Source organism: Mycobacterium sp. ZZG (assembly GCF_054786995.1).
In genome coordinates this window covers 37,150-60,661 of the sequence record NZ_JBTBFV010000022.1, presented here as the reverse complement: position 1 = coordinate 60,661, position 23,512 = coordinate 37,150, and the positions used below count along the sequence as shown (strand labels likewise).

Below are 23,512 nucleotides of genomic sequence, written 5' to 3'. Positions count from 1 at the left end.
GTGCACACGACCGTTGAGCAGAAGCGTGGTGGTCACTCGGGCAGTCGGGGCCGCTCGGGCCGCACCTCGACGTCGTCGATGACCTCGACCACTTCACCGTCGATGTAGTCGCCACGCCCGGCGCGGCCCGCGGCGGCCGACCCGACGGTGCTCACACCGACGATCAGCGGGGCGCGGCGCGCGGCCATCGCGGTGACGACAGGTCGGGCTGCGGCGCGGGTCGGCGGAAGCAGCAGCAGCGCGCCGAGGACGGAACTGGCCATGCCGGGAATCACGACGAGCACGGTACCGAGCGCCACCAACAGACTGTCGGTGACCGCCCCTTGCGCGTCGGCCAGCGTGAGTCCGGACCGCAACCGGCGTAGTTGACGGCGCAGCTGCGAACCGGCCAGGACCAGGCCGAGCAGGAATGTGCCTGCGAACAGCAGCACGGTCCAGCCGAAACCGATCGTCGAGGTCAGCGCCACCAAAACCGCCAACTCGAGCACCGCGTAGACCAGGAACAGCCGCATCACCATAGTGTGCCAACGCGCGGGCGCCGCCGCGGGTTCCAGGTCGGTTTTCCGGCAGGAGTCGGGTCTCGGTCAGGAAAGGCGCACGGTCAAGGCGCGGCCTCGACCTCGATCGCGGCGTGCACCTTGTCGACACCTCCGCGCAGAATCGCCTGCGGGACCCACCACCACGCGTGCCACCAGTACCGGCGCGTCACCATGTCGAACACCCGCCGGGTCTCGGACTTCGGCAGATTGCGGGCCACGGCCTCCACGGGTTCGCCCTTCGATTTGCCGAGCACGCCGCACTTCTGGATGGTGACCCGCGGTGTGTTGTTGATCCGCTTGGTCTTCCACGAGCCGTCGTCGGTGCTGATGAGCAGCTTGTCACCGTGCGGCACGCCCCACACCGGGGTGGGCTTGGGCCGACCGTCCTTGGTGAAGGTGGTCAGCAACAGGTACTTCTCGCGGTAGACGTCCTTGAACGTCGGAGCTGCCATGAGCCCTCTAATTGACCGGTCGCAGCTCGATCGAAACGTTCTTCTCCATGCCGCCGCGCAGCTTGGAGAAGAAGTTGAACGTCTTTCCGAGCAACCCGTAGCGTTTGCCGAGCGCGTCGTAGGTCGCGCCGTTGGCGGACTTGTCGAGGATCCTCGCCGTCGCCTCGACCGCGTCGCCCTTGGGCTTGCCCGCGCGGTCACACGGCGCGATGGTCACCCGGGCGGTATTCCGGATCCGCTTGACCTTCCACGACTGCTCCTGCGTGATCGCGATCAGTCCGTCGCCGGCCGGGGCCGCCCAGATGGCCGTCGGCTTGGGCCTGCCGTCCTTGGTGAAGGTGGTCAGCAGGATGTACTCGGACTTGGCGACATCAGCGAAGGTGGCGGTCATGCTGCCAATGTAACGGCACGCCGCTAGGTGATGTCTGCCGCGATTACGCGGCGTCGAAGGTGATGAGGTCGATGGTGAGTTTGCCTTCGAGGAGGCTGAGGCGGCGGCGGACCGGTGGGCCGGGGAGTTGGGGTGGGCTGGATCGGTAGATCGCTGCGGTGGGGGTGGTGAATTCGGCGGTGTGCTCCCCGTCGGTGTCGGTGGTGTTGACCTGCCAGCCGGGGGCTTCTTTGGCGTAATTGCAGGCCTCGCACATCCCGAGCCCGTTGCGTGCGCTGGTCGGCCCGCCGGCCCGATCGGGTATGGCGTGGTCGTGGTGGCGGATCACGGCGTTGCAGTACGGGGTCCGGCAGGTGCGGTCGCGGCGCTCGAGCAGCTGCGCCAACCCTTTCGGGAAGATCCGGGCGGCCGATTCCATCGCCACCAACTGCCCACTGTCGGGATGGCGGTAGAGCCGGCGCAGGGTGGCTTTGGGTTGGGCATCAGCAACCGCATCCCCGGTCAGGGCCCGGCAGAACCCGGCCGGGACCGGACCGTACCCGTCCAGCCAGCCCAGCTCGTCGTCATCACCGGCCAGCGTGGTATCGGCCATCACCAGATTCAACGCGATCGGCACCGGCCCGGCAGCGGGATGCCCGGTGACCCGTTCATAGATCGTCTCGGCCATCACCTGCCCGCGCGGGCGCCCGTCACCGCTGGTGTCGGCGGCCCGCTTGCACGCCGCGTACAGCCCGACCCCCTGGGCCAGCGGCAGCCGCACCGTGACATAGACCATGGTGTTGGGGGCCGGCCGACACGACACCGCACAATCCGCAGCGCTGCGGTTGATCCGTGCCACCACCGCGGCGGCGTCCAGGCGGGCGGTGATCTTTTTGGCCTCGGCCTCCACGCGCTTGTTGCCCCACCCCGTCAACCGCGACGGATCGGCACACAGTTCTTCATCGAGTTGGCGGCGATGCTGCACCGACAGGCAGGCGGACTCGCGCACGATCAGGGTGGCCCGCCATTCCGAGAGCGCCCCGCACGCCAGCGCGGCCAACGTGTAGGGCATCTCCTCGACCAGGGCCTGGGCGAACCCGAGATGCCGGCCCCCGCACACCGGGGCATCACGGCGGGCCAACGCGATCTCGGAGGCCAACCCTTTCCCGCGCCGATCGGCGCGGATCCCGGCGGCGTCCTCGGCGGCGCGGCGTTTGGCCGCCCACAACGCGGTCGCGCGGGCCTGGGCGGCGGCCGCGGCCGACTTCAATGCTTCACACCGCTCGACCACCGCCCGCAACTCAGCCTGCGACGCCCCCTCATCAACATCGAAATCGACATCGAACACACTTTCGAACATAAACCCGACGCTACAACCACCCACCGACATTGATTCCGGGTCAGCCTTCGAGGTCGCCTTCGGTCTCGAGTAGCACCTGCTTCAGCCCGTCCAGGGTGCTCTGCTCAGGCGCAGCCCACATGCCCCGCCCTGCCGCCTCCAGCAACCGCTCGGCCATGCCGTGCAGAGCCCACGGGTTGGACTCGGACATGAACTTGCGGTTCTCGTCGTCCAGTACATAACTCTGCGAGAGCTGCTCGTACATCCAGTCGGCCATCACACCCGCGGTGGCGTCGTAGCCGAACAGGTAGTCCACCGTGGCGGCCATCTCGAACGCCCCCTTGTACCCGTGGCGCCGCATGGCGTTGATCCACCGCGGGTTGACCACCCGGGCGCGGAACACGCGCGTGGTCTCCTCGGACAGCGTGCGGGTGCGCACCGCGTCGGGACGGGTGTTGTCGCCGATGTAGGCGGCCGGGTCTTTTCCGGTCAGCGCGCGCACCGTGGCCACCATGCCGCCGTGGTACTGGAAATAGTCGTCCGAGTCGGCGATGTCGTGCTCCCGGGTGTCGGTGTTCTTGGCCGCCACCGCAATTCGCTTGTACGCCCGGTTCATCTCGTCGGTGGCCGGGGCGCCGTCGAGCCCACGGCCGTAGGCGAATCCACCCCACGCGGTGTACACCGCCGCCAGATCTGCGTCGTCGCGCCAGTTGCGGCTGTCGATCAACTGCAGCAGACCCGCGCCGTAAGTGCCCGGTTTGGATCCGAAAATCCTTGTGGTGGCACGGCGTTGGTCACCGTGATCGGAGAGGTCGGCCTGGGCGTGCGCCCGCACGTAGTTGTCCTCCGCGGGTTCGTCGAGACCGGCGACGAGCTGTACCGCGTCGTCGAGCATCGACACCACGTGCGGGAACGCGTCGCGGAAGAACCCCGAGATACGCACAGTGACGTCGATGCGCGGGCGGCCCAGCTCGGCCGTCGGGATCGCCTCCAGATCGACGACCCGGCGCGACGCGTCGTCCCAGATGGGCCGCACCCCCAACAGCGCGAGTACTTCGGCGATGTCGTCGCCGGCGGTGCGCATCGCCGAAGTGCCCCACACCGACAGACCCACCGATTCCGGCCAGCGGCCGTAGTCGGTGCGGTACCGCTCCAGCAGTGAATCCGCCATGGCCACACCGGTTTCCCAGGCCAGCCGCGATGGCACCGCTTTGGGGTCCACCGAGTAGAAGTTGCGCCCGGTGGGCAGCACGTTGACCAGGCCGCGCAGTGGGGAGCCAGACGGACCCGATGCGATGAAACGGCCCTCGAGCGCGCGCAGGATCTGCTCGACCTCGCCGGCGGTCCCGGCCAGCCGGGGCACCACCTCGGTCGCGGCGAACTTCAGGATCGCCGCGACGTCCGCGTCATCGGTGAGGGTGTCGACGACGTCGGCGTCCCAGCCGCTGTCCTGCAGCGCCGCAACCAGTTCGCGGGCGCGGGCCTCGGCGGCGTCGACGGCCGTGCGTTCATCGTGTCCGTCCTCGGCCAGGCCGAGCGCCTGCCGTAGACCCGGCACCGTCTGTTCACCGCCGAACAGCTGGCGGGCCCGCAGGATCGCCAGCACCAGGTCGAGTTCCGCTTCCCCCGCTGGAGTTTGACCGAGGATGTGCAGGCCGTCGCGGATCTGGACGTCTTTGATCTCGCACAGCCAGCCGTCGACGTGCAGCAGCATGTCGTCGAAGGTGTCCTCGTCGGGCCGGTCTTCCAGGCCCAGGTCATGGTCCATCTTCGCCGCCCGCATCAGCGTCCAGATCTGCTGACGGATCGCGGGCAGCTTGCCAGGGTCCAGCGCGGAGATGTTGGCGTGCTCGTCGAGGAGCTGCTCCAGACGTGCGATGTCGCCGTAGGTTTCGGCCCGGGCCATCGGCGGGATCAGGTGGTCGACCAGCGTGGCGTGTGCGCGCCGTTTGGCCTGGGTGCCTTCGCCGGGATCGTTGACCAGGAACGGGTAGATCAGCGGCAGGTCCCCCAGCGCTGCGTCCGTGCCGCACGCCGCGGACATGCCAAGTGTCTTGCCGGGCAGCCACTCCAGGTTTCCGTGCTTGCCGAGGTGCACGACCGCGTCAGCCCGGAACGTGGTGTCGATCCAGCGGTAGGCGGCCAGATAATGGTGGCTGGGCGGCAGATCGGGGTCGTGGTAGATCGCGACGGGGTTCTCGCCGAACCCCCGGGGCGGCTGAACCATCAGCACGATGTTGCCGGCCTGCAGGGCCGCGATCACGATCTCGCCCTCGGGGTCGGCGCTTCGGTCGACGAACAACTCACCCGGCGGCGGACCCCAATGTTCGACCACGGCGTCGGCGAACTCGGCGGGCAACGTCTCGAACCAGACCCGATAATCCTTGGCGGACACCCTGATCGGGTTGCCGGACAGCTGTCCCTCGGTGAGCCAGTCGGCGTCTTGGCCCCCGCGTTCGATCAGTGCGTGCATCAGCGCGTCACCGTCGCCGGATGCGATGATGGTGCTCAGCGCACCGGCCTCAAGGCCGTAGTCGCCGCCGACGTCGTAACCGGCGTCCTTCATCGCGTTCAGAAGCGCGATGGCACTGGCTGGGGTGTCCAGCCCGACCGCGTTGCCGATGCGGGCGTGCTTGGTCGGGTAAGCCGAGAACACCAGCGCGACTCGCTTGTCGGCGGGCGCAATGGACCGCAGTCGCGCGTGCCGGACGGCCAGGCCTGCCACCCGGGCACAGCGTTCAGGGTCGGCGACATAGGAGATCAGTCCCTCGTCGTCGATCTCCTTGAACGAGAACGGAACCGTGATGATGCGGCCGTCGAACTCGGGCACCGCCACCTGGGTGGCGACGTCCAGCGGCGACAACCCGTCGTCGTTGGACTCCCACTGCGTACGCGAACTCGTCAGGCACAGGCCCTGCAAGATCGGAATGTCCAGTGCGGCAAGGTGTGCCACGTTCCACGCATCGTCGGCGCCGCCCGCTCCGACGGCGGCCGGGGTGGCTCCGCCCGCGGCCAGCACAGTGGTGACGAGCGCATCGGCAGTGCCGAGCAACTCGATCAGCGCGTCGTCGGCGGTGCGCAGCGACGCACAGAACACCGGAAGTGCCACTCCCCCGGCGTTTTCAATGGCGTCACAGAGCGCCTCGACGTAACCGGTGTTGCCGGCCAGGTGCTGGGCGCGGTAGTAAAGCACCGCCACGGTCGGGCCACCCGGGCCGGCAGACGGACGTTCGAGCACACCCCAGCTTGGCGTCGAGCTCGGTTCGGCGAACCCGAAACCGGTCATCAGCAGCGTGTCCGATAGGAACGCGTGCAGATTCGCCAGGTTGTCGGTGCCGCCCTGTGCGAGGTAGATGTGGGCCTGCAGGGCCACCCCGGCCGGCGTGGTCGAGTGGTTCATCAGGTCCGCGTCGGGCGTCTGTTCACCGCTGACCACGATCGCCGGCACACCGCTGGCGACCACTGCGTCGATTCCGTCCTCCCAGGCCCGGTAGCCGCCGAGGATCCGCACGACGACGATGTCGGCGTCGCCGAGCAGGTCGTCGAGTTCGCCCTCGACCAGCCGTGACGGGTTGGCCCAGCGGTAGGAGGCGCCGCTGGCACGGGCCGTGATCAGGTCGGTGTCCGAGGTCGACAGAAGCAGAACGGTCGGCGGAGCCTGGGCGGGGGCGGGCGCAGTCACCCCCTATTCGTACCCGACCGACTCAGCCGTGCCAGCGGCCGTACCAGGTCTGCCGGTACGGCGTGCCGATGGCGGCGACGAACGCGACGATCACTGCGGTAAAAACGATGAATGCCAGCATTGCCATTCCTCTCAGGCTTCCCGCGTCTTCACCGCGGGTCCGGTAGCGAAACGGTACTGCCGGTACCGGTCAAAAGAGCCAGCCTGTGCGTGACGGAACTATCCGCGCAGCGAAGTGACGAGCATCACAGCGGGCTTCCTCACGGGGCCGTCCGCACCTCGAAATCGCTCACCTGCGGTGTACGCAACAGCTCGGTGTATCGGGAGGCCTCCCAGGGGAACAGCTCCGGCAGTCCGTCCTTGCCGAGATACCAACTGTGGCAGCCGGTGGTCCACACCGTGTTCGGCATCGCCGCTTTCATGGCGTCGTTGTAGAGCTTGGTCGCCTCCTCGGTCGGCGAGGCCGACACGATCCGGTCCGCGCGCAGTTGGTCGATCCACCAGATCACGTAGTCGGCCTGATCCTCGGCGACCGGGACCAACGAGTTGTTGCCGACCGGGGCGTGGGGACCCATGAGCATGAACATGTTGGGGAAGCCCGGCACCGCCACCGCTCGGTAGGCCATCGGCCCGTCGGCCCACACGTCGTCGAGCGTGCGACCGTGCTCGCCGGTGATCGTGAGTGGACGAACGTAAGCGTGGAAGTCGAACCCGGTGGCCAGCACCAGCAGATCGATCTCGTGCAGTGTGCCGTCGCCGGTGACCACTCCCCGGGGTTGCACCTCCACGATCGGCTCGGTCACGATCTCCACGCCCGGATTCTGGACGGCCCTGTAGTAGCGGCTCGCGAAGATCATCCGCTTGCACATCGGCTGGTCCTTGGGGGTGAGCTTCTTCTTGAGCTGCTTGTCCCGCACCGACAGCCGCAGATTCCACCGGCACTGAGTCTGGTAAAGCCGGCGCTGCCACCCCGGCCGCACGGGCGCGACACCGAACACGGACCGGACAAAGCCGCCCCAGAACCAGTAGCCGAAGCTGTTGAGCCACGTCCAGCGGCGCATTGCGGCTTTCGTGCGTTCGGACACCCTGAGGTTAGGCCAGGGGCAGATCCACTGCGCCGTGCGCTGAAAGACTTTGAGGTGTTTGACGTTACCGCCGAGTTCGGCGGTGAGCTGCACGCCGGTGGAACCGGTGCCGATGAGCCCGATCCGCTTGTCGGGCAGACAGACCGAGTGATCCCAGCGCGACGAGTGGAACATCGGTCCGGCGAAGGTTTCCAAGCCCGGAATATCGGGGTAGTGGGGAACGCGCAGGAAACCGGTCGCGGTAACCAGTACGTCGAAGTCCTCGACACCGGCAGCGGTGGTGAGCCACCACTTTCCGTCGCGCACGACGGCCTCGGTGACCTCGGCTCCGAAGCGGATGTGCCGCCGGATGCCGCGCTCGTCGGCGACCCGGCAAAAGTACTGCTGGATCTCGCGCCCGGGAGGCAGCATGTGCGACCACTCCGGGTTGGGCCGGAACGAGTAGGAGTAGTAACGGGACGGGACATCGCACGTCAGCCCTGGATAGGTGTTGTCGCGCCACGTGCCGCCGACCTCGTGGGCCTTCTCGAAGATCGTGAAGTCCTCGATGCCGGCGTCCTGCAATTTCGCGGCCATGCACAGGCCCGACATGCCTGCGCCGACGACCGCCACCGTGACCCGCATGCCGAACCCCCTTGAGCAGGGCCGACGTTACTCCCGACGCCCGTCTGCCACGGCGGAATCGCCCGACTATCCGGTGGTGACGAATCCCTGCGCCACCATCCAGTCGCGCGCCACCACGCTTGGGTCGCGGCCGTCGACGTCGACCTGCCGGTTGAGTTCGGTGATCGCCTCGTTGGTCAGCGCCGCGGTCACGGGTGCGGTCACCTCGGCGATCTCGGGGTGCGCCTCGAAGAACTCCCGCTTCATCGTCACCGACGGGTTGTAGTGGGCGAAGAACTGCTTGTCATCGGTCAGCACGGTGAGGTTCAACGCTGCGATGCGGCCGTCGGTGGTGAACACCTCGCCGAAGTCGCATTCGGTGCCGTCGGCGGTCGCCTGATAGATGATCCCGACCTGCAGGATCGGCGTTTGTGCCCGGGCCGGGTCGAACCCGTAGGCCGCCGCCATCCCGGGGAAGCCGTCCTGGCGGGCCCGGAACTCGGTGTCCACGCAGGTGCGCGCGGCCGCCGGGTCACGCCGGACCAGTGCCGCGTAGTCGGACAGCGTGCGCACCCCGGTCTTCTCGACGGTCTGCGGGCTGGCGGCCAGTGCATAAGTGTCGTCCATCGGCCCGGGTTCCAGCCACACCATGTCGTTGCGCGCCAGGTCCTCGTCGCGCACCGCCTCGTACTGTGCGCGGCTGTCCGGGATCGGCTTCTCGTGGCCGAGGTAGTTGATCCACGCGTTGCCGGTGAACTCGTAGGCCACGTCAACCTGACCGGAAAGCTGTGCCCCCCTTGTGCTTCGGGATCCGACGATGCCGGTGAGATCGCGGACGTCGGCACCGGCGGCAGAGAGGGTGTACTCCAGGATGTAGCCCATGATGACCTGCTCGGTGTACTCCTTGGAGCCCACCGTGATCGGCACCCCCTCCAGACCGGGGTGGGGCCGTACCGAGCCCGGCCCCACCGGCAGCGGCACCGCGCTGCCCGAGCCGAGTCCGCAGGCCGTCAGCACCGTCGTGAGCACCGCTATGAGCGCGGCGATCCGGCGCGCGGTCACCGCAGCCCCTTGGGATTGAGGAAGAACTCGGCGAGTCCTCCCAGCCAGTCCACCAGCAGCGCCAGGCAGACCGCGAGCACACTGCCCAGGACCAGCGTCACGTTGTCCTGCAGCTTGTATCCGGTGTCGATCAGGATGCCCAGCCCGCCGGCGTTGACGAGGAATGACAGCGTCGCGGTGCCGACGGCCAGCACCAGGGAGGTGCGCAGACCGGCGAGGATGAACGGCACCGCCAACGGCAGCTCCACCCGCAGCAGCAGTGAGCCCCGCGACATCCCCTGGCCGAGCCCGGCGTCGAGCAACGACCGATCCACCTGATCGATGCCGAGGATCGTGCTCGACAGCACCGGCAGCAGCGAGTACAGCGCGATCGGCAGCACGCCGATCCAGAAGCCCGTCTGCGCCGTCCACAGGAACAGCAACACCAGCAGACCGATGGCAGGTGCCGCCTGGCCCACGTTGGCGATCCCGACGAACAGGGGCCGCAACACCTTTGCTCCCGGACGGGTGACCAGTACGCCCAACGGCACTCCGATCAGCAGCACGATCGCGGTGACCGCGCCGGTGATCAGCAGGTGCTGCCAGATCAGGGTGGCGACGTTGCCGGGGTTGATGTTCTCCTGCTGGGTGGCGGTGAGTTCGCGGTGGAACGCCCAGAACACCACCGCGGCGCCGACGACGAGCACGAGCACAGGCTGCAGCAGCAACCGGATCCGCTCCGCGGCCGAGGGGGCCGGGGAGCCGGAGGTGTCCGACCTGGTATCGACGGCGGTGGTCACGGCGGGCCGTCTCCCCCACCCGTGGCCGCATCGGCCTCGGTGCGCAGCCGGGTGATCGTGTCGATCAGCGTGTCGAGGGTGACCACACCGGCGTAGCGGCCCCCGGCGCCCACCACGACCGCGGACGTGTGCTGCTCGGCCAGGATCGCCTCCAACGCGTCCTCCAGGGTCGAGTGCGTACTGACCACGCCGAGCTGTTCGACCGCGTCGGCCAGCGAGCGCGCGTGCCTGAGCATGCGCTCGCGCACCCAGCTCACCGGCCGGTCACGGTCGTCGAGCACCACCGCCCAGTCGTGGTCGCTGGCGGCGACCACCGACCGCACGTGTTCGACGCTGTCTCCGCGGTGCACCACCGGACGCGACTCCAGCGCGACCTCCTTGATGCGCAGCAGCCCGAGCTGGCGCAGCGACGCACCGGAACCGACGAAGCCGGCCACGGTGTCGTCGGCCGGGCTGGCCAGGATGTTCTGCGGGGTGTCGTACTGCAGCACTTTGGACTGCTGTCCGAGCACCGCGATGCGGTCACCGAGCTTGACCGCCTCGCCGAAGTCGTGGGTCACGAACACGATCGTCTTGCGGAGTTCGCTCTGCAGCCCGAGAAGTTCGTCCTGCAGGGTGCTGCGGGTGATGGGATCGACGGCCCCGAACGGCTCGTCCATCAGCAGCACGGGCGGGTCGGCGGCCAGCGCCCTGGCCACGCCGACACGTTGCTGCTGGCCGCCGGAGAGCTGTCGCGGATAGCGGTCGGCGTACAGGGCGGGTTCCAGCCCGACCATGTCGAGTAGCTCGTCGACCCTGTTCTCGATACGTGTGCGGTCCCACTTGAGCAGGCCCGGCACCAGTCCCACGTTCTGCCTGATCGTCATGTGCGGGAACAGGCCGGCCTGCTGGATCGCGTAGCCGATCGAGCGGCGCAGCTCGTTCGGTTTGATCGACAGCGCGTCTCTGTCCCCGATCAGGATCCGGCCCGACGTCGGTTCGCTGAGCCGGTTGATCATTCGCATGGTGGTCGTCTTCCCGCAGCCGGACGGGCCGACGAAGACCACGATCTCCCCGGCTGGGATCTCCAACGAGACGTCATGCACGGCAGCGGTTTTGGCGCCCGGGTACGTCTTGGAGACGTGGTCGAGTTCGATGCGCACGCCGGTGGGCTCTGATTGGTCTGTCAACGAATGCCTTTCGACGTAGTGAGGCGTCCGAGCAGGACCAGGAGCCCGTCGAGCACCAGCGCGAGAACCACGATGAGCAGGGTTGCGCTCACCGCCATCGGCAACGCAGTCGGGCTGCCCACCCGGGCCAGGCCGGCGAAGATCAGATTGCCCAGCCCGGGCCCCTTCACGTAGGCGGCGATCGCGAGCACCCCCATCGACATCTGGGTGCTCAGGCGCATCGCCTACAGCACGGCGGGCCACACCAGGCGCAGTTCCACCCGGCCCAGCGTCTGCAGCCGGCTCATTCCGAGGCCACGGGCGGCGTCGGTCAACGCCGGGTCGATCGCGGTCAGGCCGACGATGGTGTTCCGGATGATCGGCAGCAGCGAGTACAGCACCAACGCCGCCACACTGGGGATCACGCCGAGGCCGAACAGCGGGATCAGCAGACCCAGCAAAGCGAAGGACGGGATGGTCAGGATGACGCTCGACGTCGCGGTGGCCAGATCGGCGGCGAACGTGTTGCGGTAGGTGAGCACCCCGATGGCCACCCCGAGCACCGTCGCGAGCAGCACGCTCTGCACCACCGCGCTGACGTGCTGGTAGGAGTCGAAGATCAACTGCGTGTGGTGCGCACTGATGTACTCCCACAGCGCATTCACGGCGACGGCCTCACAGCGACCCCCCGTACCCGATCTTGACCCTTGCGAAACGGCACCGATTCGACTCCGCCTGACTCAAACGCTGGGCGGCGGCGCCACCGACGGTCAGAGTGCTTCGTAGACGTTAGGGAGGTGTACGGATGTCGTCGTCACTACAGGTGGTCAAGCTCGGAGCCGTCATCGGGGCACGTATCGACGGGATACGGCTGCGCGACGGCGTGGACGCGGTCACGGCCGCGCGGATCAACGACGCGCTGCTGGAGCACAAGGTGATCTTCTTCCGCGGCCAGCACGAACTGGACGACGACGGCCAGTTGGCGTTCGCCCGCGCGCTGGGCACCCCGACCACAGCGCATCCGACGGTCACCTCGCGCGGCAACAGGGTTCTGCCGATCGACTCGCGCTACGACAAGGCCAACAGCTGGCACACCGACGTGACGTTCGTCGACCGCATCCCGAAGGCCTCGCTGCTGCGGGCGATCACCCTGCCGCGGTACGGCGGCACCACCACCTGGGCCTCTACCGAGGCGGCATACGACCGGTTACCGACACCGTTACGCGCGTTGGTGGAGAACCTGTGGGCGGTGCACACCAACGCCTACGACTACGCCGGTGACGTCGACCCCCGCTCCGAGCGACTCGCCGACACCGAACTCCAGTATCGCGAGGAGTTCGCCTCGGACTACTACGAGGTCGAGCATCCCGTGGTCCGGGTGCATCCGGAGACCGGCCGAAAGGTGCTGCTGCTCGGCCACTTCGTCAAGCGTTTCGTCGGTCTGGGCCAGGCTGAGTCGGCGACCCTGTTCCAGCTGCTACAGAATCGGATCACCAAGTTGGAGCACACAATTCGCTGGAACTGGGAGCCTGGTGACCTCGCCGTCTGGGACAATCGGGCCACCCAGCACTACGCCGTCGCCGATTACGACGACCAGTACCGCCGCCTGAGCAGGGTCACCCTCGCCGGCGACGTCCCCGTCGACGTCCGCGGCGATCGGAGCCGCGTCATCGCCGGGGACGCCTCGACCTATTCGCCGGTGGCCGCGCCCGCGGCCCGTCTGGTGAGCTGAGGTTCACAGCCGGTACATCATCCGCGCCAACAGCGCGTCCTCCAGGTAGCCGGCGCGCTCCGCACGGTGCCGGCGGCGAGCCTTCGACCCGTCCAGCGCCGCGGCTGCCGCGGCCGGCGTCTGTCGCGCGCTCTGCGGGACGTGTGTCGTTGTCAGATAGGTCATTTCGATCACTCCGCGGTTGCGTGTCGGCGGTCCACCGGACCCTGTCTGGCCAACGTAGAAGCACCGGACCACGCGGCCGCAGGTACTCGACTACGCGAATCGACGGGCTCTCGCACCGTCGACTACGGTGGATCCATGGCCAGGGTCCGGGACGACGACGCGTGCCCCGGCGCATTGCAGACCCATCAGGCCGCCGACGGGGAGCTGGTCCGGGTGCGGCTTCCCGGTGGCGCGCTCACGGCCGCCCAGCTGGAAACCCTGGCCCAGGTCGCCATCGACTTCGGCAGCGCGACCCTCGAACTGACCTCGCGGGCCAACCTGCAGATCCGCGCAATCCAGGACGCCGCCGCGGTTGCCGGGCCACTCGCCGATGCCGGGCTGCTGCCGTCACCCACCCACGAGCGGGTGCGCAACATCCTGGCCTCCCCGCTGTCGGGCCGACGTGGCGGTGTGCGCGACACACGAGCGCTGGTCCGCGCCCTCGACATGGCGATGCAGCACGATCCCGACCTGGCGAATCTGCCGGGCCGGTTCTTGTTCGGCATCGACGACGGACGCGGCGACATCTCCGGCCTGGGCGCCGACGCCGGGGTTCACGTGCTCGACAGGCACACCGCGGCAGTGCTTCTCGCCGGCCGCGACACCGGGGTGCGGATCCCGCTGGACCAGGCGGTGCCCGAACTGCTGCGTCTTGCGCGGCGCTTCACCGAGATACGCGGAACGGCTTGGCGCGTCACCGAACTCGCAGATCCCGCGGAACTGCTCGGCAACCTCACCCCGACCGCCCCGCCGGGTGCGACGTGGCCGCCGACCTCCCGCCCGCCGGTCGGCTGGATCCCGCAGGACGACGGGCGGATCGCGCTCGGCGCCGCGGTGCCGCTCGGGGTCCTCGACGCACAGGTCGCCCGCTACCTCGCCGCCGTCGAGGCGCCGCTGGCGGTGACCCCGTGGCGTTCGGTGCTGGTGTTCGACCTCGACGAGGGCGTCGCGGACGCCGCACTGCGGGTGCTGGCGCCGCTCGGGCTGATCTTCGACGAGAACTCGCCGTGGTTGTCGGTGTCGGCGTGCACGGGCAGCCCGGGCTGCGCGCGCTCGGTCGCCGATGTGCGCACCGACGCCGCAGCGGCAGCGGTCGACGATCCCGACATCACAGTTCACCGGCACTTCGTCGGCTGTGAGCGGGCCTGCGGCAGCCCCGCCGACGCCCGGGTGCTGATCGCGACCGGAGACGGCTACCGGGCCCGCGAACCCCACCCGTAGGGTGATCGGGTGCTCGACTACATCCGCGACGCCACTGAGATCTACCGTCAGTCGTTCGCGACGATCCGCGCCGAGGCGGACCTGGCCCGGTTCCCCGCCGACGTGGCCCGGGTGGTGGTCCGCCTGATTCACACGTGCGGACAGGTCGATGTCGCCGAGCACGTCGCATTCACCCCGGATGTCACTGCCCGCACCCACGCCGCCCTCGCCGCCGGCGCTCCGATCCTGTGCGACTCGTCCATGGTGGCCGCCGGAATCACCCGCAGCCGCCTGCCCGCCGACAACGAGGTGGTGTCGTTGGTCGCCGATCCGCGTGCGCCTGAACGGGCAGCTCAACTGGGCACCACCCGCTCGGCGGCCGCGGTGGACCTGTGGAGCGACCGGATCCCCGGGGCGGTCGTGGCGATCGGCAACGCCCCCACCGCGTTGTTCCGGCTGCTCGAACTCGTCGACGAGGGCCTGGCGCCGCCGGTCTCGGTGCTGGGCGGACCGGTCGGGTTCGTCGGATCCGCGCAGTCCAAGCAGGAGCTCATCGACAACCCCAGGGGCGTGTCGTATCTGGTCGTGACAGGCAGGCGCGGCGGTAGCGCGATGGCCGCTGCCGCCGTGAACTCGATTGCGGCAGAGGAAGAATGAGCAACCCGCAGGGAACGCTGTACGGAGTCGGACTGGGCCCGGGCGACCCCGAGCTGGTGACCGTCAAGGCGGCCAGGGTGATCGGCGCCGCCGACGTCGTCGCCTATCACAGTGCGCGGCACGGTCGCAGCATCGCCCGTTCGATCGCCGAGCCCTATCTGCGCAACGGGCAGGTCGAGGAGCACCTCGTCTACCCGGTCACCACCGAGACCTCCGACCACCCCGGCGGATACGCCGCAGCGATGGAGGACTTCTACCGCGAATCCGCCGACCGCATCGCCGCCCACCTGGACGCGGGGCGCGACGTCGCTCTGCTGGCCGAGGGCGATCCGCTGTTCTACAGCTCCTACATGCACATGCACACCCGCCTCACCGAGCGGTTCGACGCCGTGATCGTGCCCGGGGTGACCTCGGTCAGCGCCGCGTCGGCCGCGGTGTCGACGCCACTGGTGCAGGGCGACCAGGTGCTCACCATCCTGCCGGGCACGCTGCCCGCCGACGAACTCCAACGCCGCCTGGCCGACACCGACGCGGCGGTGATCCTCAAGCTGGGACGGTCCTACCCCGCTGTGCGGCAAGCGCTTTGCGCGTCAGGCCGGATGACCGACGCGTTCTACGTCGAACGCGCCAGCACCGAGAGGCAGCGGGTCCTGCCCGCGAGCGACGTCGACGACGCGTCGGTGCCCTACTTCGCGCTGGCCATGCTGCCCGGCCGCGATCCCGAGCCGTCCGGCGCCGGCTCGGTGGCGGTGGTCGGGCTCGGGCCCGGTGACATGGGGTGGATGACGCCACAGAGCCGGCGGGAGCTGGCCGCGGCCACCGACCTGATCGGCTATGGCCCCTACCTGGACCGCGTGCCGGTCCGCGGTGGGCAGCGCCTGCATCCCAGCGATAACACCGACGAACCCGCCCGTGCGCGGCTGGCCTGCGAGTTGGCCGAACAGGGACGCACCGTGGCGGTGGTGTCGTCGGGCGATCCGGGGGTGTTCGCGATGGCGACCGCCGTGCTCGAGGAGGCCGAGCAGTGGCCCGGGGTGCAGGTCCGGGTGATCCCGGCGATGACGGCGGCCCAGGCGGTGGCCAGCCGGGTCGGCGCGCCGCTGGGGCACGACTACGCGGTGATCTCGCTGTCCGACCGGCTCAAGCCGTGGGACGTCATCGCCCGCCGACTTTCCGCCGCCGCGGCCGCCGACATGGTGCTCGCGATCTACAACCCGGCCTCCAAGACCCGCACCTGGCAGGTCGCCGCGATGCGGGCCCTGCTGCTGGAACACCGTGATCCGGCGACGCCGGTCGTCATCGGCCGCGACGTGTCCGGGCCGAGCGAATCGGTCCGGGTGGTCGCGCTGGGCGATCTGGATCCCGGTGAGGTCGACATGCGTTGCCTGCTCATCGTCGGCTCGTCACAGACGCGCTGGGCCGCCGGGGGCGCCGGGGGCGCCGACCGCGTCTTCACCCCGCGCCGGTACCCGCAATCCTGAGCCATCTGACATCTGTCGCGCATCGTTGACAGTTGTCAGAACTGCGGGTTAAGGTCGCGCGTGCAGCGAGGCCTCCCGGTGCGTTCGCCGACCGACCGGCGGCAGCCACAGAAGAGCGACCTGCGGCGCAGCGCGATCCTGGAGTCACTGGACCACCACCTGCGCGCATCCGGCTTCGACGACCTCAACATCGCCGACGTCACCCGCCGGGCCGGTGTCACCCGGTCGGCGTTCTACTTCTACTTCGAGAACAAGGCCGCCGCAGTGGCCGCGCTGCTGGAGCCGATGTACGAGGACGGTTTCCTGGCCAGCGACCTGCTCAGCGACACCTCCCAGCCGCCCCGCGCCCGCATCCGGGGAATGCTGGAGGCGCTGCTGGGCACCGTCGACGAACACCGCTATCTGCTGGCGGCCATGCTGGAAGCCCGCGCATCCAGCTCCGCGGTCCGCGGTGTGTGGGACGACGCGCGGGAATCCTTCGTGGGCCCGGTCGCGTCGATGATCGCCGGTGAACGCGAGAGCGGACGGGCCCCGGCCGGCGCTCCTGCCGAGGTGCTCGCGAGCCTGCTGCTGGAGTTCAACGACCGGCTGATGGAGCGCTACACCGTCGGCGGCCGGCTCACCCGCGCCGAACTGCTGTCCGGCGCCGAGACCATCTGGTTGCGCACGATCTACGCCGGCGACGGCGACTGACGAAAGGCGGTCCGAGTGACGATTCCGCGTAGTCCTGAGGACATCACGCCCGCGTGGCTGACCGGGGTCCTGGGCACCGACGTCGACACGGCCGATGTGGTCGCCATCGGCACGGGGCAGACCGGCGCCACCTACCGGGTCACCGCCGCTTACTCCACTGACTCCCGATCACCTTCTCTACCCACCACTTTCGCGGTCAAGCTGCCCGCACAGGACGACGAAGTCCGAGAACGAGTCGCCCTGGGCTACGTGTCCGAGGTGGACTTCTACACCGCCATCGCCAGCGACGTCGCCATCCCGGCGCCCGGCTGCTTTCACAGCGAGATTTCCGCTGACGGCAAGGATTTCGTGCTCGTATTGGCCGACATGGCGCCCGCCGAACAGGGCGATCAGATCGCCGGGTGCACCCCCGGCGAAGCGGAACTGGCCGTCGAGGCGCTGGCCGGGCTGCACGGGCCGACCTGGAACGACCGGCGATACTTCGACCTGCCGTCGATCGTGATGCCCAAGCCCGGCGACGAAGCGGCCGCCACCGGCATGGGCGAGGTGGCCAAGGTGGCGGCTGACATCACACTGGACAAGCTGGGGGCGTCCATCAGCGACCAAGACCGCGACACACTGCTCACCTCGATGGGCCTTATCACCCCGTGGCTGCTCGCGGTGCCGGACCGGTTCTCGCTGATGCACGGCGATTACCGGCTCGACAACCTGCTCTACGACCCGGACCGCACCCGCGTCACCGTCGTCGACTGGCAGACTCTCGGGCTCGGGTTACCCAGCCGGGATCTGGCGTATTACACCGCCACCAGTCTGCTGCCGGAGACCCGGGCCGAGGTCGAGCGTGGTCTGGTCGAGCGGTACCACGCGGCACTGCTGGGCCACGGTGTCACCGGCTACGACCTCCAGACCTGCTGGCACGACTACCGACTCGGGGTGCTGCAGGCGCCGCTGATCACCGCGCTGGGCACCGCGTTCGCGTCGTCGACCGACCGCGGCGACGAGATGATGCTGACCATGCTGCGCCGCGGCTGCCGCGCCATCCGCGAACTCGAGTCGATCGCACTGGTCAGGTCGTATCAGGCTTCGTCACCGACCACTGTGTGACCGGCATCGCCGGCCGCCATCCGGTGAACGCGCCGACCGCGTCGCCCTGGTAGTGCTGGAACCGTCGCAGTCGCCCGTCGACACGTGAATACCATTGCGCCAGTGTCACTTCCGATTCCACGGTGACCGCGTTGGCGACCAGTCGGCCACCGGCGGGCAGTTTCTCCCAGCAGGCCTCGATCAGGCCGGGCTGACTGACGCCGCCGCCGACGAAGACCGCCGCGGGCGGCGCCGCATCGGCGAAGGACTCCGGCGCGCCGCGTGCGGTCTCGACCGGCACACCGTAGGCGACCGCGTTCTCGCCGACTCTGGCGCGGCGGGCGTCGTCGCGTTCGAACGCGATCGCGCGGCAACCCGGTCCGCTGCGGCACCACTCGATCGAGACACTGCCCGACCCCGCACCCACGTCCCAGAGCAACTCCCCCGGCCGCGGCGCGAGCGCGGCCAGTGTCGCGGCACGGATCATCTGCTTGGTGATCTGCCCGTCATGGGCGAACGCGTCGTCCGGCAGCGCGCCGAACCGGCGCTCGTCGGGCAGATACCGCACCGCCATCACGTTGAGGTCGTCGACGTCCGCCGGTGGCCGGGCCGCCCACTCCCGCGCTGTCGAGGTGCGCCGCAACTCTTTTGGGCCGCCCAACTGTTCGAGGACCGTCAGCTCCGAGTCACCCCGTCCGGTGGCGGTGAGCAGCCGTGCCAGTTCCGCCGGCGTGGAACCGTCCCGCGACAACACCACGGCCTGCCCGCCACGGCGCACCGCGGTGTGCGGTTCGCGCCACACCACGCTGATGATCTCGGTGTCCTGCACCGACCAGCCGACCCGCGAGCAGGCCAGCGTCACCGACGACACGTGCGGCAGCACCGCCACCCTGTCCGGACCGAACCTGCGGATCAGCGTGCTGCCGATGCCGTGCAGCAGCGGGTCTCCGCTGGCCACCACGTGCACGTCGACATCACCACCGTCGAGCAGTGTGTCCAGCGCCGGCAGCAGCGGGCTCGGCCACGTCCGCCGCGCCGCGGTCACCGTCGCGTCCAGCAGATCAAGCTGCCTACGGGAACCGTAAACAACGGTGGCCCTTGCCAGTTCAGCGCGCGAAGGCGGCGGCAGCCCGGCCATTCCGTCGGCGCCGATGCCCACCACGACGATCACCGCGGCAGCCTACGCCACACCGGCCGCGGCAGGAGCCGGAACACCAGCGCCAACAACGCCAGCGGAGCGGGAACCCACACCGTGTCGCGCCGCTTGCGCAGCGCCCGCGCCGTCGCGTCGGCCACCTGCGCCGGCGTGCTCGACAGCGGCGCCGGGGTCATTCCCTGCGTCATCCTGCCGATCACGAAGCCGGGCCGCACGAGCAGCAACCGCACACCGGTGCCGTGCAGCGCATCGGTCAGACCGCTGCAGAAGCCGTCCAGGCCCGCCTTGGCCGACCCGTAGACGTAGTTCGCGCGACGCACCCGCACGCCGGCCACCGACGAGAACACCACCAGCGTCCCCGCCCCGGCCCGGCGCATCCTGGCGGTCAGTTCGGTCAGCAGGCTGACCTGGGCCACGTAGTCGGTGTGCGTGATCGCGGCCGCGTGCGCGGGATCCTCCTCGGCGCGGGCCTGGTCGCCGAGGATCCCGAACGCCAGCACCGCGGTGCCGATCCGGCCGTGCTCGGCCTCGATCGCATCGACCAGCCCGCGGTGCGCGGCGAGATCGTCGGCGTCGAACGCGACCGTGTGCACCGACGCGGCCCCGGCCCGCTGCACCGCGGTGATCTGCTCGCGCAGCGCGTCGGGTCTGCGGGCGGCCAACACCACCGCCGCCCCCGGCGCCAGCCGGCACGCCAGTTCCACGCCGATCTCGCTGCGACCGCCGAAAACCACCACCGGTCCCGCGTTCGTGTCCTCCACGGCGCTGATTATCGCCTGCGCTAGCGTGGGGCCGATGGCCAAGGCGACGACCCGACTGACCGACGACGCGCTCGCGTTCCTGTCCGAGCGCCACCTCGCGATGCTGACCACGCTGCGGGCCGACGGGTCCCCGCATGTGGTGGCCGTCGGTTTTACGTTCGACCCCGCCACCCACATCGCCCGGGTGATCACCTCGGGCGGCTCCCAGAAGGCCGTCAACGCCGAGCATCGCGGGGTCGCGGTCCTCAGCCAGGTCGACGGCGCCCGCTGGTTGTCGCTGGAGGGCAAGTCGGCGGTGCACACCGACGCCGACGCGGTACGCGACGCCGAACTGCGGTACGCCCAGCGCTACCGCACGCCCCGGCCGAACCCGAAGCGCGTCGTGATCGAGGTGCGCATCGCGCGGGTGCTCGGGTCGTCGGCGCTGCTCGACCGCGGCGAGGCCTGACCGGTCAGGGCACCGGGACCACGACGAGGTCGTGCGGCCGGTTGTTCACCGACTCCGCTCCGTCGGCGGTGACGACCACAATGTCCTCGATGCGCGCACCCCACTGGCCCGGGAAGTAGATTCCCGGCTCGACCGAGAACGCCATCCCCTCCTGCAGCGGCAGCGTGTTTCCCGCCACGATGTAGGGCTCCTCGTGCACCGACAACCCGATACCGTGCCCGGTGCGGTGCACGAACGCCTCCGCCAGTCCCGCGGCGGCCAGCACGTCACGGGCCGCGGCGTCGACCTGTTCGGCCGTCACGCCCGGCCGGACGGACTCGACCGCGGCGCGCTGGGCCCGCTGCAGCACCGCATACCGGCGTGCCACCTGCGGGTCGGGTTCACCGATGCTGTAGGTCCGGGTGGAATCGGAGTTGTAGCCCGGGTCGAAGGGGCCGCCGATGTCCACGACGACGATGTCGCCGACGCGCAGTTCCCGGTCCGAACACTCGTGGTGCGGATCGGCCCCGTGCGGACCGGAGCCCACGATGATGAACGCCACTTCTGAATGTCCTTCGGCCACAATGGCTTCGGCGATGTCCGCCGCGACGTCGGCTTCCGTCCGGCCCGGGACCAGGAACTCGGGGACCCGCGCGTGTACGCGGTCGATCGCGGCACCGGCCTTGCGCAGTGCGTCGATTTCGGCCGGATCCTTGACCATCCGCAGCCTGCGCAGCACGTCGGTGGCCAGCACCGGCACCGCGGCGAGCACGTCGGCCAGCGGCAGCAGATGCAGCGCCGGCATCGAATCGGTGACCGCGACATGGTGTGGAACCTGACCGGGCAACGCGTCGGCGACGAGGCGGTACGGATCGTCACCGTCAACCCAATCCCGTACTGCCACACCGAGTTCAGGCACGGCCGAGTCCTTCAGCGCGGCGAGCTCCAGCCGCGGCACCACGATCGTCGGCTCACCGTTTGCCGGCAGCACCAGCGCGGTCAGCCGTTCGAAGGTCTGGGCCCGGGAGCCGACAAGGTAGCGCAGGTCGTATCCCGGTGTGATCACCAGGCCGGCCAGCCCGGCGTCGGCCGCGGCAGCCGCCGCCGCGCGCAGTCGCTGTGCGTACACGTCGGTGTCGAATCGAGCGCCTGTCATGTCTTTCAGGCTAGTGCGCGCGGCGATCTCCCCGCGAGCAGACACAAACTCGCACGAATCGCCGCGAAAGTATGCGAGTTTGTGTCTGCTCGCGGGGAAAGGTGACCTGGCAGGATGGCCGGCATGGCCCGCACGTCCAATGAAGCCCCACTGGTCCTGCTCGACGGTGCGAGTATGTGGTTCCGCTCGTTCTTCGGTGTCCCGTCGTCGATCACCGCGCCGGACGGTCGGCCGGTCAATGCGCTGCGCGGGTTCTTCGACGCGGTCGCCACAGTGATCGCCCGCGAACGGCCGCGCCGGCTGGTGGTCTGCCGGGACGACGACTGGCGGCCGCAGTGGCGCGTCGACCTGATCCCGTCGTACAAGGCGCACCGGGTAGCTGTCCCTGCCGAGGAAGCGAACCCGGCCACCGACGTCGACATCGAGCAGGTGCCCGACGAGTTGACCCCGCAGGTCGACATGATCATGGAGATGCTCGACGCGTTCGGCATCCCGACGGCCGGGGCCGAGCAGTGCGAGGCCGACGACGTGCTGGGCACGCTCGCCGAACGCGAGCGCCGCGACCCCGTGGTGGTGGTCAGCGGCGACCGCGACCTGCTGCAGCTGGTACGCGACGAGCCGGTCCCGGTCCGGGTGCTTTATCTGGGCCGCGGGCTGTCCAAGGCGGTCAAGTACGGCCCACGCGAGGTAGCCGAGACCTACAACGTGCCCGTCGACCGGGCCGGGCCGGCCTACGCAGAGCTGGCGCTGCTGCGGGGCGACCCATCCGACGGGCTGCCGGGCGTCCCGGGTATCGGGGAGAAGACAGCGGCCGCGCTGCTGGCTCAGCACGGGTCGCTGGAGCGGATCGTTGCCGCCGCACACGACCCGAAGTCGCGGCTGCCCAAGGCGCACCGGAACAAGCTGCTGGCCGCGGCCGACTACATCCAAAGGGCCGGACCGGTGGTGCGGGTGGCCACCGACGCCGACATCTCGTTCTCCACCGATGGTGATGAACTGCCACTGGCGGCCCGCCATCCCGGCAAAGTCGCCGAACTCGCCGACCGCTACGGCGTGTCGTCGTCGATCGGACGACTCCAGTCCGCCTTAGACAAGCTCTGACAAGCTCTACGGTTACTTCGGGCGGCCGACCTCGTAGGTGCCGTCGTCGTCCTGGAAGGTGACGGTGACCTGGCGCTTGGTGCCGTCGATGCTGACCTCGCAGTTGAACGAGTCGCCCTTCTTGACCGTCGGGCTCACACCGTTGTTGCACTTCACGTCGTTGACGTTTCTCGCGCCGTAGCCGTTGGTCTCGTCGGTGAGGATCTGCTCCACACCGGCTTGGGCCGCATTGATGTCGAGCTTGGTGGTGACGAAGAAGCCCGGCTTCCAGAAGCCCAGCACCAGCACGGCGGCGATGACGACCGCGGCCAGCACACCGACCACTCCGCCGATCACAGCCAGCGAACGCTTCGAGCCTTCCTCCTGGCCTGGCGCCGGATACCCGGGCGCACCGGGGTACTGGCCGTAGGGGCCCGGTTGACCGTAGGCGTTGGGCTGCCCGTACTGCTGGCCGTATCCGCCCGGCTGGCTGTACTGTCCGGGCGGCGGGTAGCCGGCCGGGTTGTACTCGGCGGGCTGCTGGCCGTACTGGTCGGCCGGGTACTGCGCCGGCGTATACGTCGGCGGCTGCGTTGGTTGCTGGTACTGCGGGTACTGCTGCGGCGTGTACGCCGGCGGCTGCCACCCCTGCTGCTCGGGCTGCTGGCCGGCGCCCGGAGTCGGGGGCTGCCAGCCCTGGTTGGCCGCCGATTCGCCCGCCGGCTGATCCGTGCCCTGTTCAGGCTGCTGACCCGGCCACGGCTGCGTCGGGTCGGATCCCTGCGGTCCGCTCATTTCTCTCCTTGGTCATCCGGGGCTGGTG

General features: G+C 69.3%; 22 protein-coding genes and 1 pseudogene. 8 read left to right on the top strand and 15 right to left on the bottom strand.

What is annotated here, in order from left to right:
* Positions 1–32: 32 nt before the first annotated feature.
* The 10 genes and pseudogenes from ACXMYJ_RS14535 to ACXMYJ_RS14490 all read right to left on the bottom strand — a co-directional run bounded on the left by ACXMYJ_RS14535 (position 33) and on the right by ACXMYJ_RS14490 (position 11,724).
* Positions 33–518, bottom strand: a complete 486-nt coding sequence (locus ACXMYJ_RS14535; RefSeq protein WP_260753289.1) for an FxsA family protein — start codon at positions 516–518, stop codon at positions 33–35.
* An 83-nt stretch (positions 519–601) separates the two neighbouring features.
* Entirely contained in the window at positions 602–991 is a 390-nt protein-coding gene (locus ACXMYJ_RS14530; protein ID WP_460357102.1) for a PPOX class F420-dependent oxidoreductase, read from the bottom strand.
* 7 nt (positions 992–998) lie between these two features.
* Positions 999–1,382 carry a PPOX class F420-dependent oxidoreductase gene (locus ACXMYJ_RS14525; RefSeq protein WP_260753294.1) on the bottom strand — a complete coding sequence of 128 codons (384 nt, stop codon included), beginning with the start codon at positions 1,380–1,382 and terminating at the stop codon, positions 999–1,001.
* 43 nt (positions 1,383–1,425) lie between these two features.
* Complete coding sequence (locus ACXMYJ_RS14520; RefSeq protein ID WP_460357098.1) at positions 1,426–2,721, bottom strand: HNH endonuclease signature motif containing protein; 1,296 nt, start codon at positions 2,719–2,721, stop codon at positions 1,426–1,428.
* Between the two features lie 40 nt (positions 2,722–2,761).
* Entirely contained in the window at positions 2,762–6,382 is a 3,621-nt protein-coding gene (gene cobN, locus ACXMYJ_RS14515; protein WP_460357095.1) for a cobaltochelatase subunit CobN, read from the bottom strand.
* Between the two features lie 260 nt (positions 6,383–6,642).
* Positions 6,643–8,091 carry a flavin-containing monooxygenase gene (locus ACXMYJ_RS14510; protein WP_460357092.1) on the bottom strand — a complete coding sequence of 483 codons (1,449 nt, stop codon included), beginning with the start codon at positions 8,089–8,091 and terminating at the stop codon, positions 6,643–6,645.
* Positions 8,092–8,157: 66 nt separating this feature from the next.
* Complete coding sequence (locus ACXMYJ_RS14505) at positions 8,158–9,132, bottom strand: glycine betaine ABC transporter substrate-binding protein (RefSeq protein ID WP_460357089.1); 975 nt, start codon at positions 9,130–9,132, stop codon at positions 8,158–8,160.
* Positions 9,129–9,911, bottom strand: a complete 783-nt coding sequence (locus ACXMYJ_RS14500) for an ABC transporter permease (RefSeq protein WP_443188561.1) — start codon at positions 9,909–9,911, stop codon at positions 9,129–9,131. Before ACXMYJ_RS14500 ends, ACXMYJ_RS14505 begins: the two co-directional genes overlap by 4 nt.
* Positions 9,908–11,080, bottom strand: coding sequence for an ABC transporter ATP-binding protein (locus tag ACXMYJ_RS14495; RefSeq protein ID WP_460357085.1), 1,173 nt, complete (start codon positions 11,078–11,080; stop codon positions 9,908–9,910). Before ACXMYJ_RS14495 ends, ACXMYJ_RS14500 begins: the two co-directional genes overlap by 4 nt.
* Positions 11,077–11,724: pseudogene (locus tag ACXMYJ_RS14490) on the bottom strand (ABC transporter permease). The gene ACXMYJ_RS14495 and the pseudogene ACXMYJ_RS14490 overlap by 4 nt, the downstream one beginning before the upstream one ends.
* A 140-nt stretch (positions 11,725–11,864) precedes the next feature.
* Here ACXMYJ_RS14490 and ACXMYJ_RS14485 point away from each other — a divergent pair.
* Complete coding sequence (locus tag ACXMYJ_RS14485) at positions 11,865–12,791, top strand: TauD/TfdA dioxygenase family protein (protein WP_443188563.1); 927 nt, start codon at positions 11,865–11,867, stop codon at positions 12,789–12,791.
* A gap of 3 nt (positions 12,792–12,794) precedes the next feature.
* Here the strand turns inward: ACXMYJ_RS14485 and ACXMYJ_RS14480 are convergent, their stop codons facing one another.
* A complete protein-coding gene (locus ACXMYJ_RS14480) occupies positions 12,795–12,956 on the bottom strand; it encodes a hypothetical protein (protein WP_260753314.1) in 162 nt (53 codons plus the stop codon).
* A 135-nt stretch (positions 12,957–13,091) separates the two neighbouring features.
* Between ACXMYJ_RS14480 and cobG the strand changes: the two genes are divergently transcribed.
* The 5 genes from cobG to ACXMYJ_RS14455 all read left to right on the top strand — a co-directional run bounded on the left by cobG (position 13,092) and on the right by ACXMYJ_RS14455 (position 18,130).
* The gene (gene cobG / locus ACXMYJ_RS14475; protein WP_443188564.1) at positions 13,092–14,216 is read left to right on the top strand and encodes a precorrin-3B synthase; all 1,125 of its coding nucleotides are present in this window, start codon (positions 13,092–13,094) and stop codon (positions 14,214–14,216) included.
* Positions 14,217–14,225: 9 nt separating this feature from the next.
* Positions 14,226–14,852, top strand: coding sequence for a precorrin-8X methylmutase (locus ACXMYJ_RS14470; protein WP_260753323.1), 627 nt, complete (start codon positions 14,226–14,228; stop codon positions 14,850–14,852).
* Complete coding sequence (locus ACXMYJ_RS14465) at positions 14,849–16,333, top strand: precorrin-2 C(20)-methyltransferase (protein ID WP_460357080.1); 1,485 nt, start codon at positions 14,849–14,851, stop codon at positions 16,331–16,333. Before ACXMYJ_RS14470 ends, ACXMYJ_RS14465 begins: the two co-directional genes overlap by 4 nt.
* Before the next feature lie 78 nt (positions 16,334–16,411).
* Positions 16,412–17,026, top strand: coding sequence for a TetR/AcrR family transcriptional regulator (locus tag ACXMYJ_RS14460; protein ID WP_260758146.1), 615 nt, complete (start codon positions 16,412–16,414; stop codon positions 17,024–17,026).
* Between the two features lie 15 nt (positions 17,027–17,041).
* Complete coding sequence (locus tag ACXMYJ_RS14455) at positions 17,042–18,130, top strand: phosphotransferase family protein (RefSeq protein ID WP_460357076.1); 1,089 nt, start codon at positions 17,042–17,044, stop codon at positions 18,128–18,130.
* Here the strand turns inward: ACXMYJ_RS14455 and cbiE are convergent.
* Both cbiE and ACXMYJ_RS14445 read right to left on the bottom strand, forming a co-directional pair.
* A complete protein-coding gene (cbiE, locus tag ACXMYJ_RS14450; protein WP_443188567.1) occupies positions 18,093–19,280 on the bottom strand; it encodes a precorrin-6y C5,15-methyltransferase (decarboxylating) subunit CbiE in 1,188 nt (395 codons plus the stop codon). The genes ACXMYJ_RS14455 and cbiE overlap by 38 nt on opposite strands.
* Entirely contained in the window at positions 19,277–20,026 is a 750-nt protein-coding gene (locus ACXMYJ_RS14445) for an SDR family NAD(P)-dependent oxidoreductase (RefSeq protein WP_460357073.1), read from the bottom strand. The genes cbiE and ACXMYJ_RS14445 overlap by 4 nt, the downstream gene beginning before the upstream one ends.
* A 34-nt stretch (positions 20,027–20,060) precedes the next feature.
* Here ACXMYJ_RS14445 and ACXMYJ_RS14440 point away from each other — a divergent pair, with 34 nt between their 5' ends.
* Positions 20,061–20,474 carry a F420-dependent biliverdin reductase gene (locus tag ACXMYJ_RS14440; protein ID WP_260753336.1) on the top strand — a complete coding sequence of 138 codons (414 nt, stop codon included), beginning with the start codon at positions 20,061–20,063 and terminating at the stop codon, positions 20,472–20,474.
* Between the two features lie 4 nt (positions 20,475–20,478).
* Here ACXMYJ_RS14440 and ACXMYJ_RS14435 read toward each other — a convergent pair whose 3' ends face one another.
* Complete coding sequence (locus tag ACXMYJ_RS14435; RefSeq protein ID WP_460357071.1) at positions 20,479–21,609, bottom strand: M24 family metallopeptidase; 1,131 nt, start codon at positions 21,607–21,609, stop codon at positions 20,479–20,481.
* A 114-nt stretch (positions 21,610–21,723) separates the two neighbouring features.
* Between ACXMYJ_RS14435 and ACXMYJ_RS14430 the strand changes: the two genes are divergently transcribed.
* Positions 21,724–22,710 carry a 5'-3' exonuclease gene (locus tag ACXMYJ_RS14430; protein ID WP_260753339.1) on the top strand — a complete coding sequence of 329 codons (987 nt, stop codon included), beginning with the start codon at positions 21,724–21,726 and terminating at the stop codon, positions 22,708–22,710.
* Positions 22,711–22,722: 12 nt separating this feature from the next.
* Here the strand turns inward: ACXMYJ_RS14430 and ACXMYJ_RS14425 are convergent, their stop codons facing one another.
* On the bottom strand, positions 22,723–23,484 hold the full coding sequence (locus ACXMYJ_RS14425; protein ID WP_260753340.1) for a DUF4333 domain-containing protein: 762 nt from the start codon (positions 23,482–23,484) through the stop codon (positions 22,723–22,725).
* Positions 23,485–23,512: the final 28 nt, after the last annotated feature.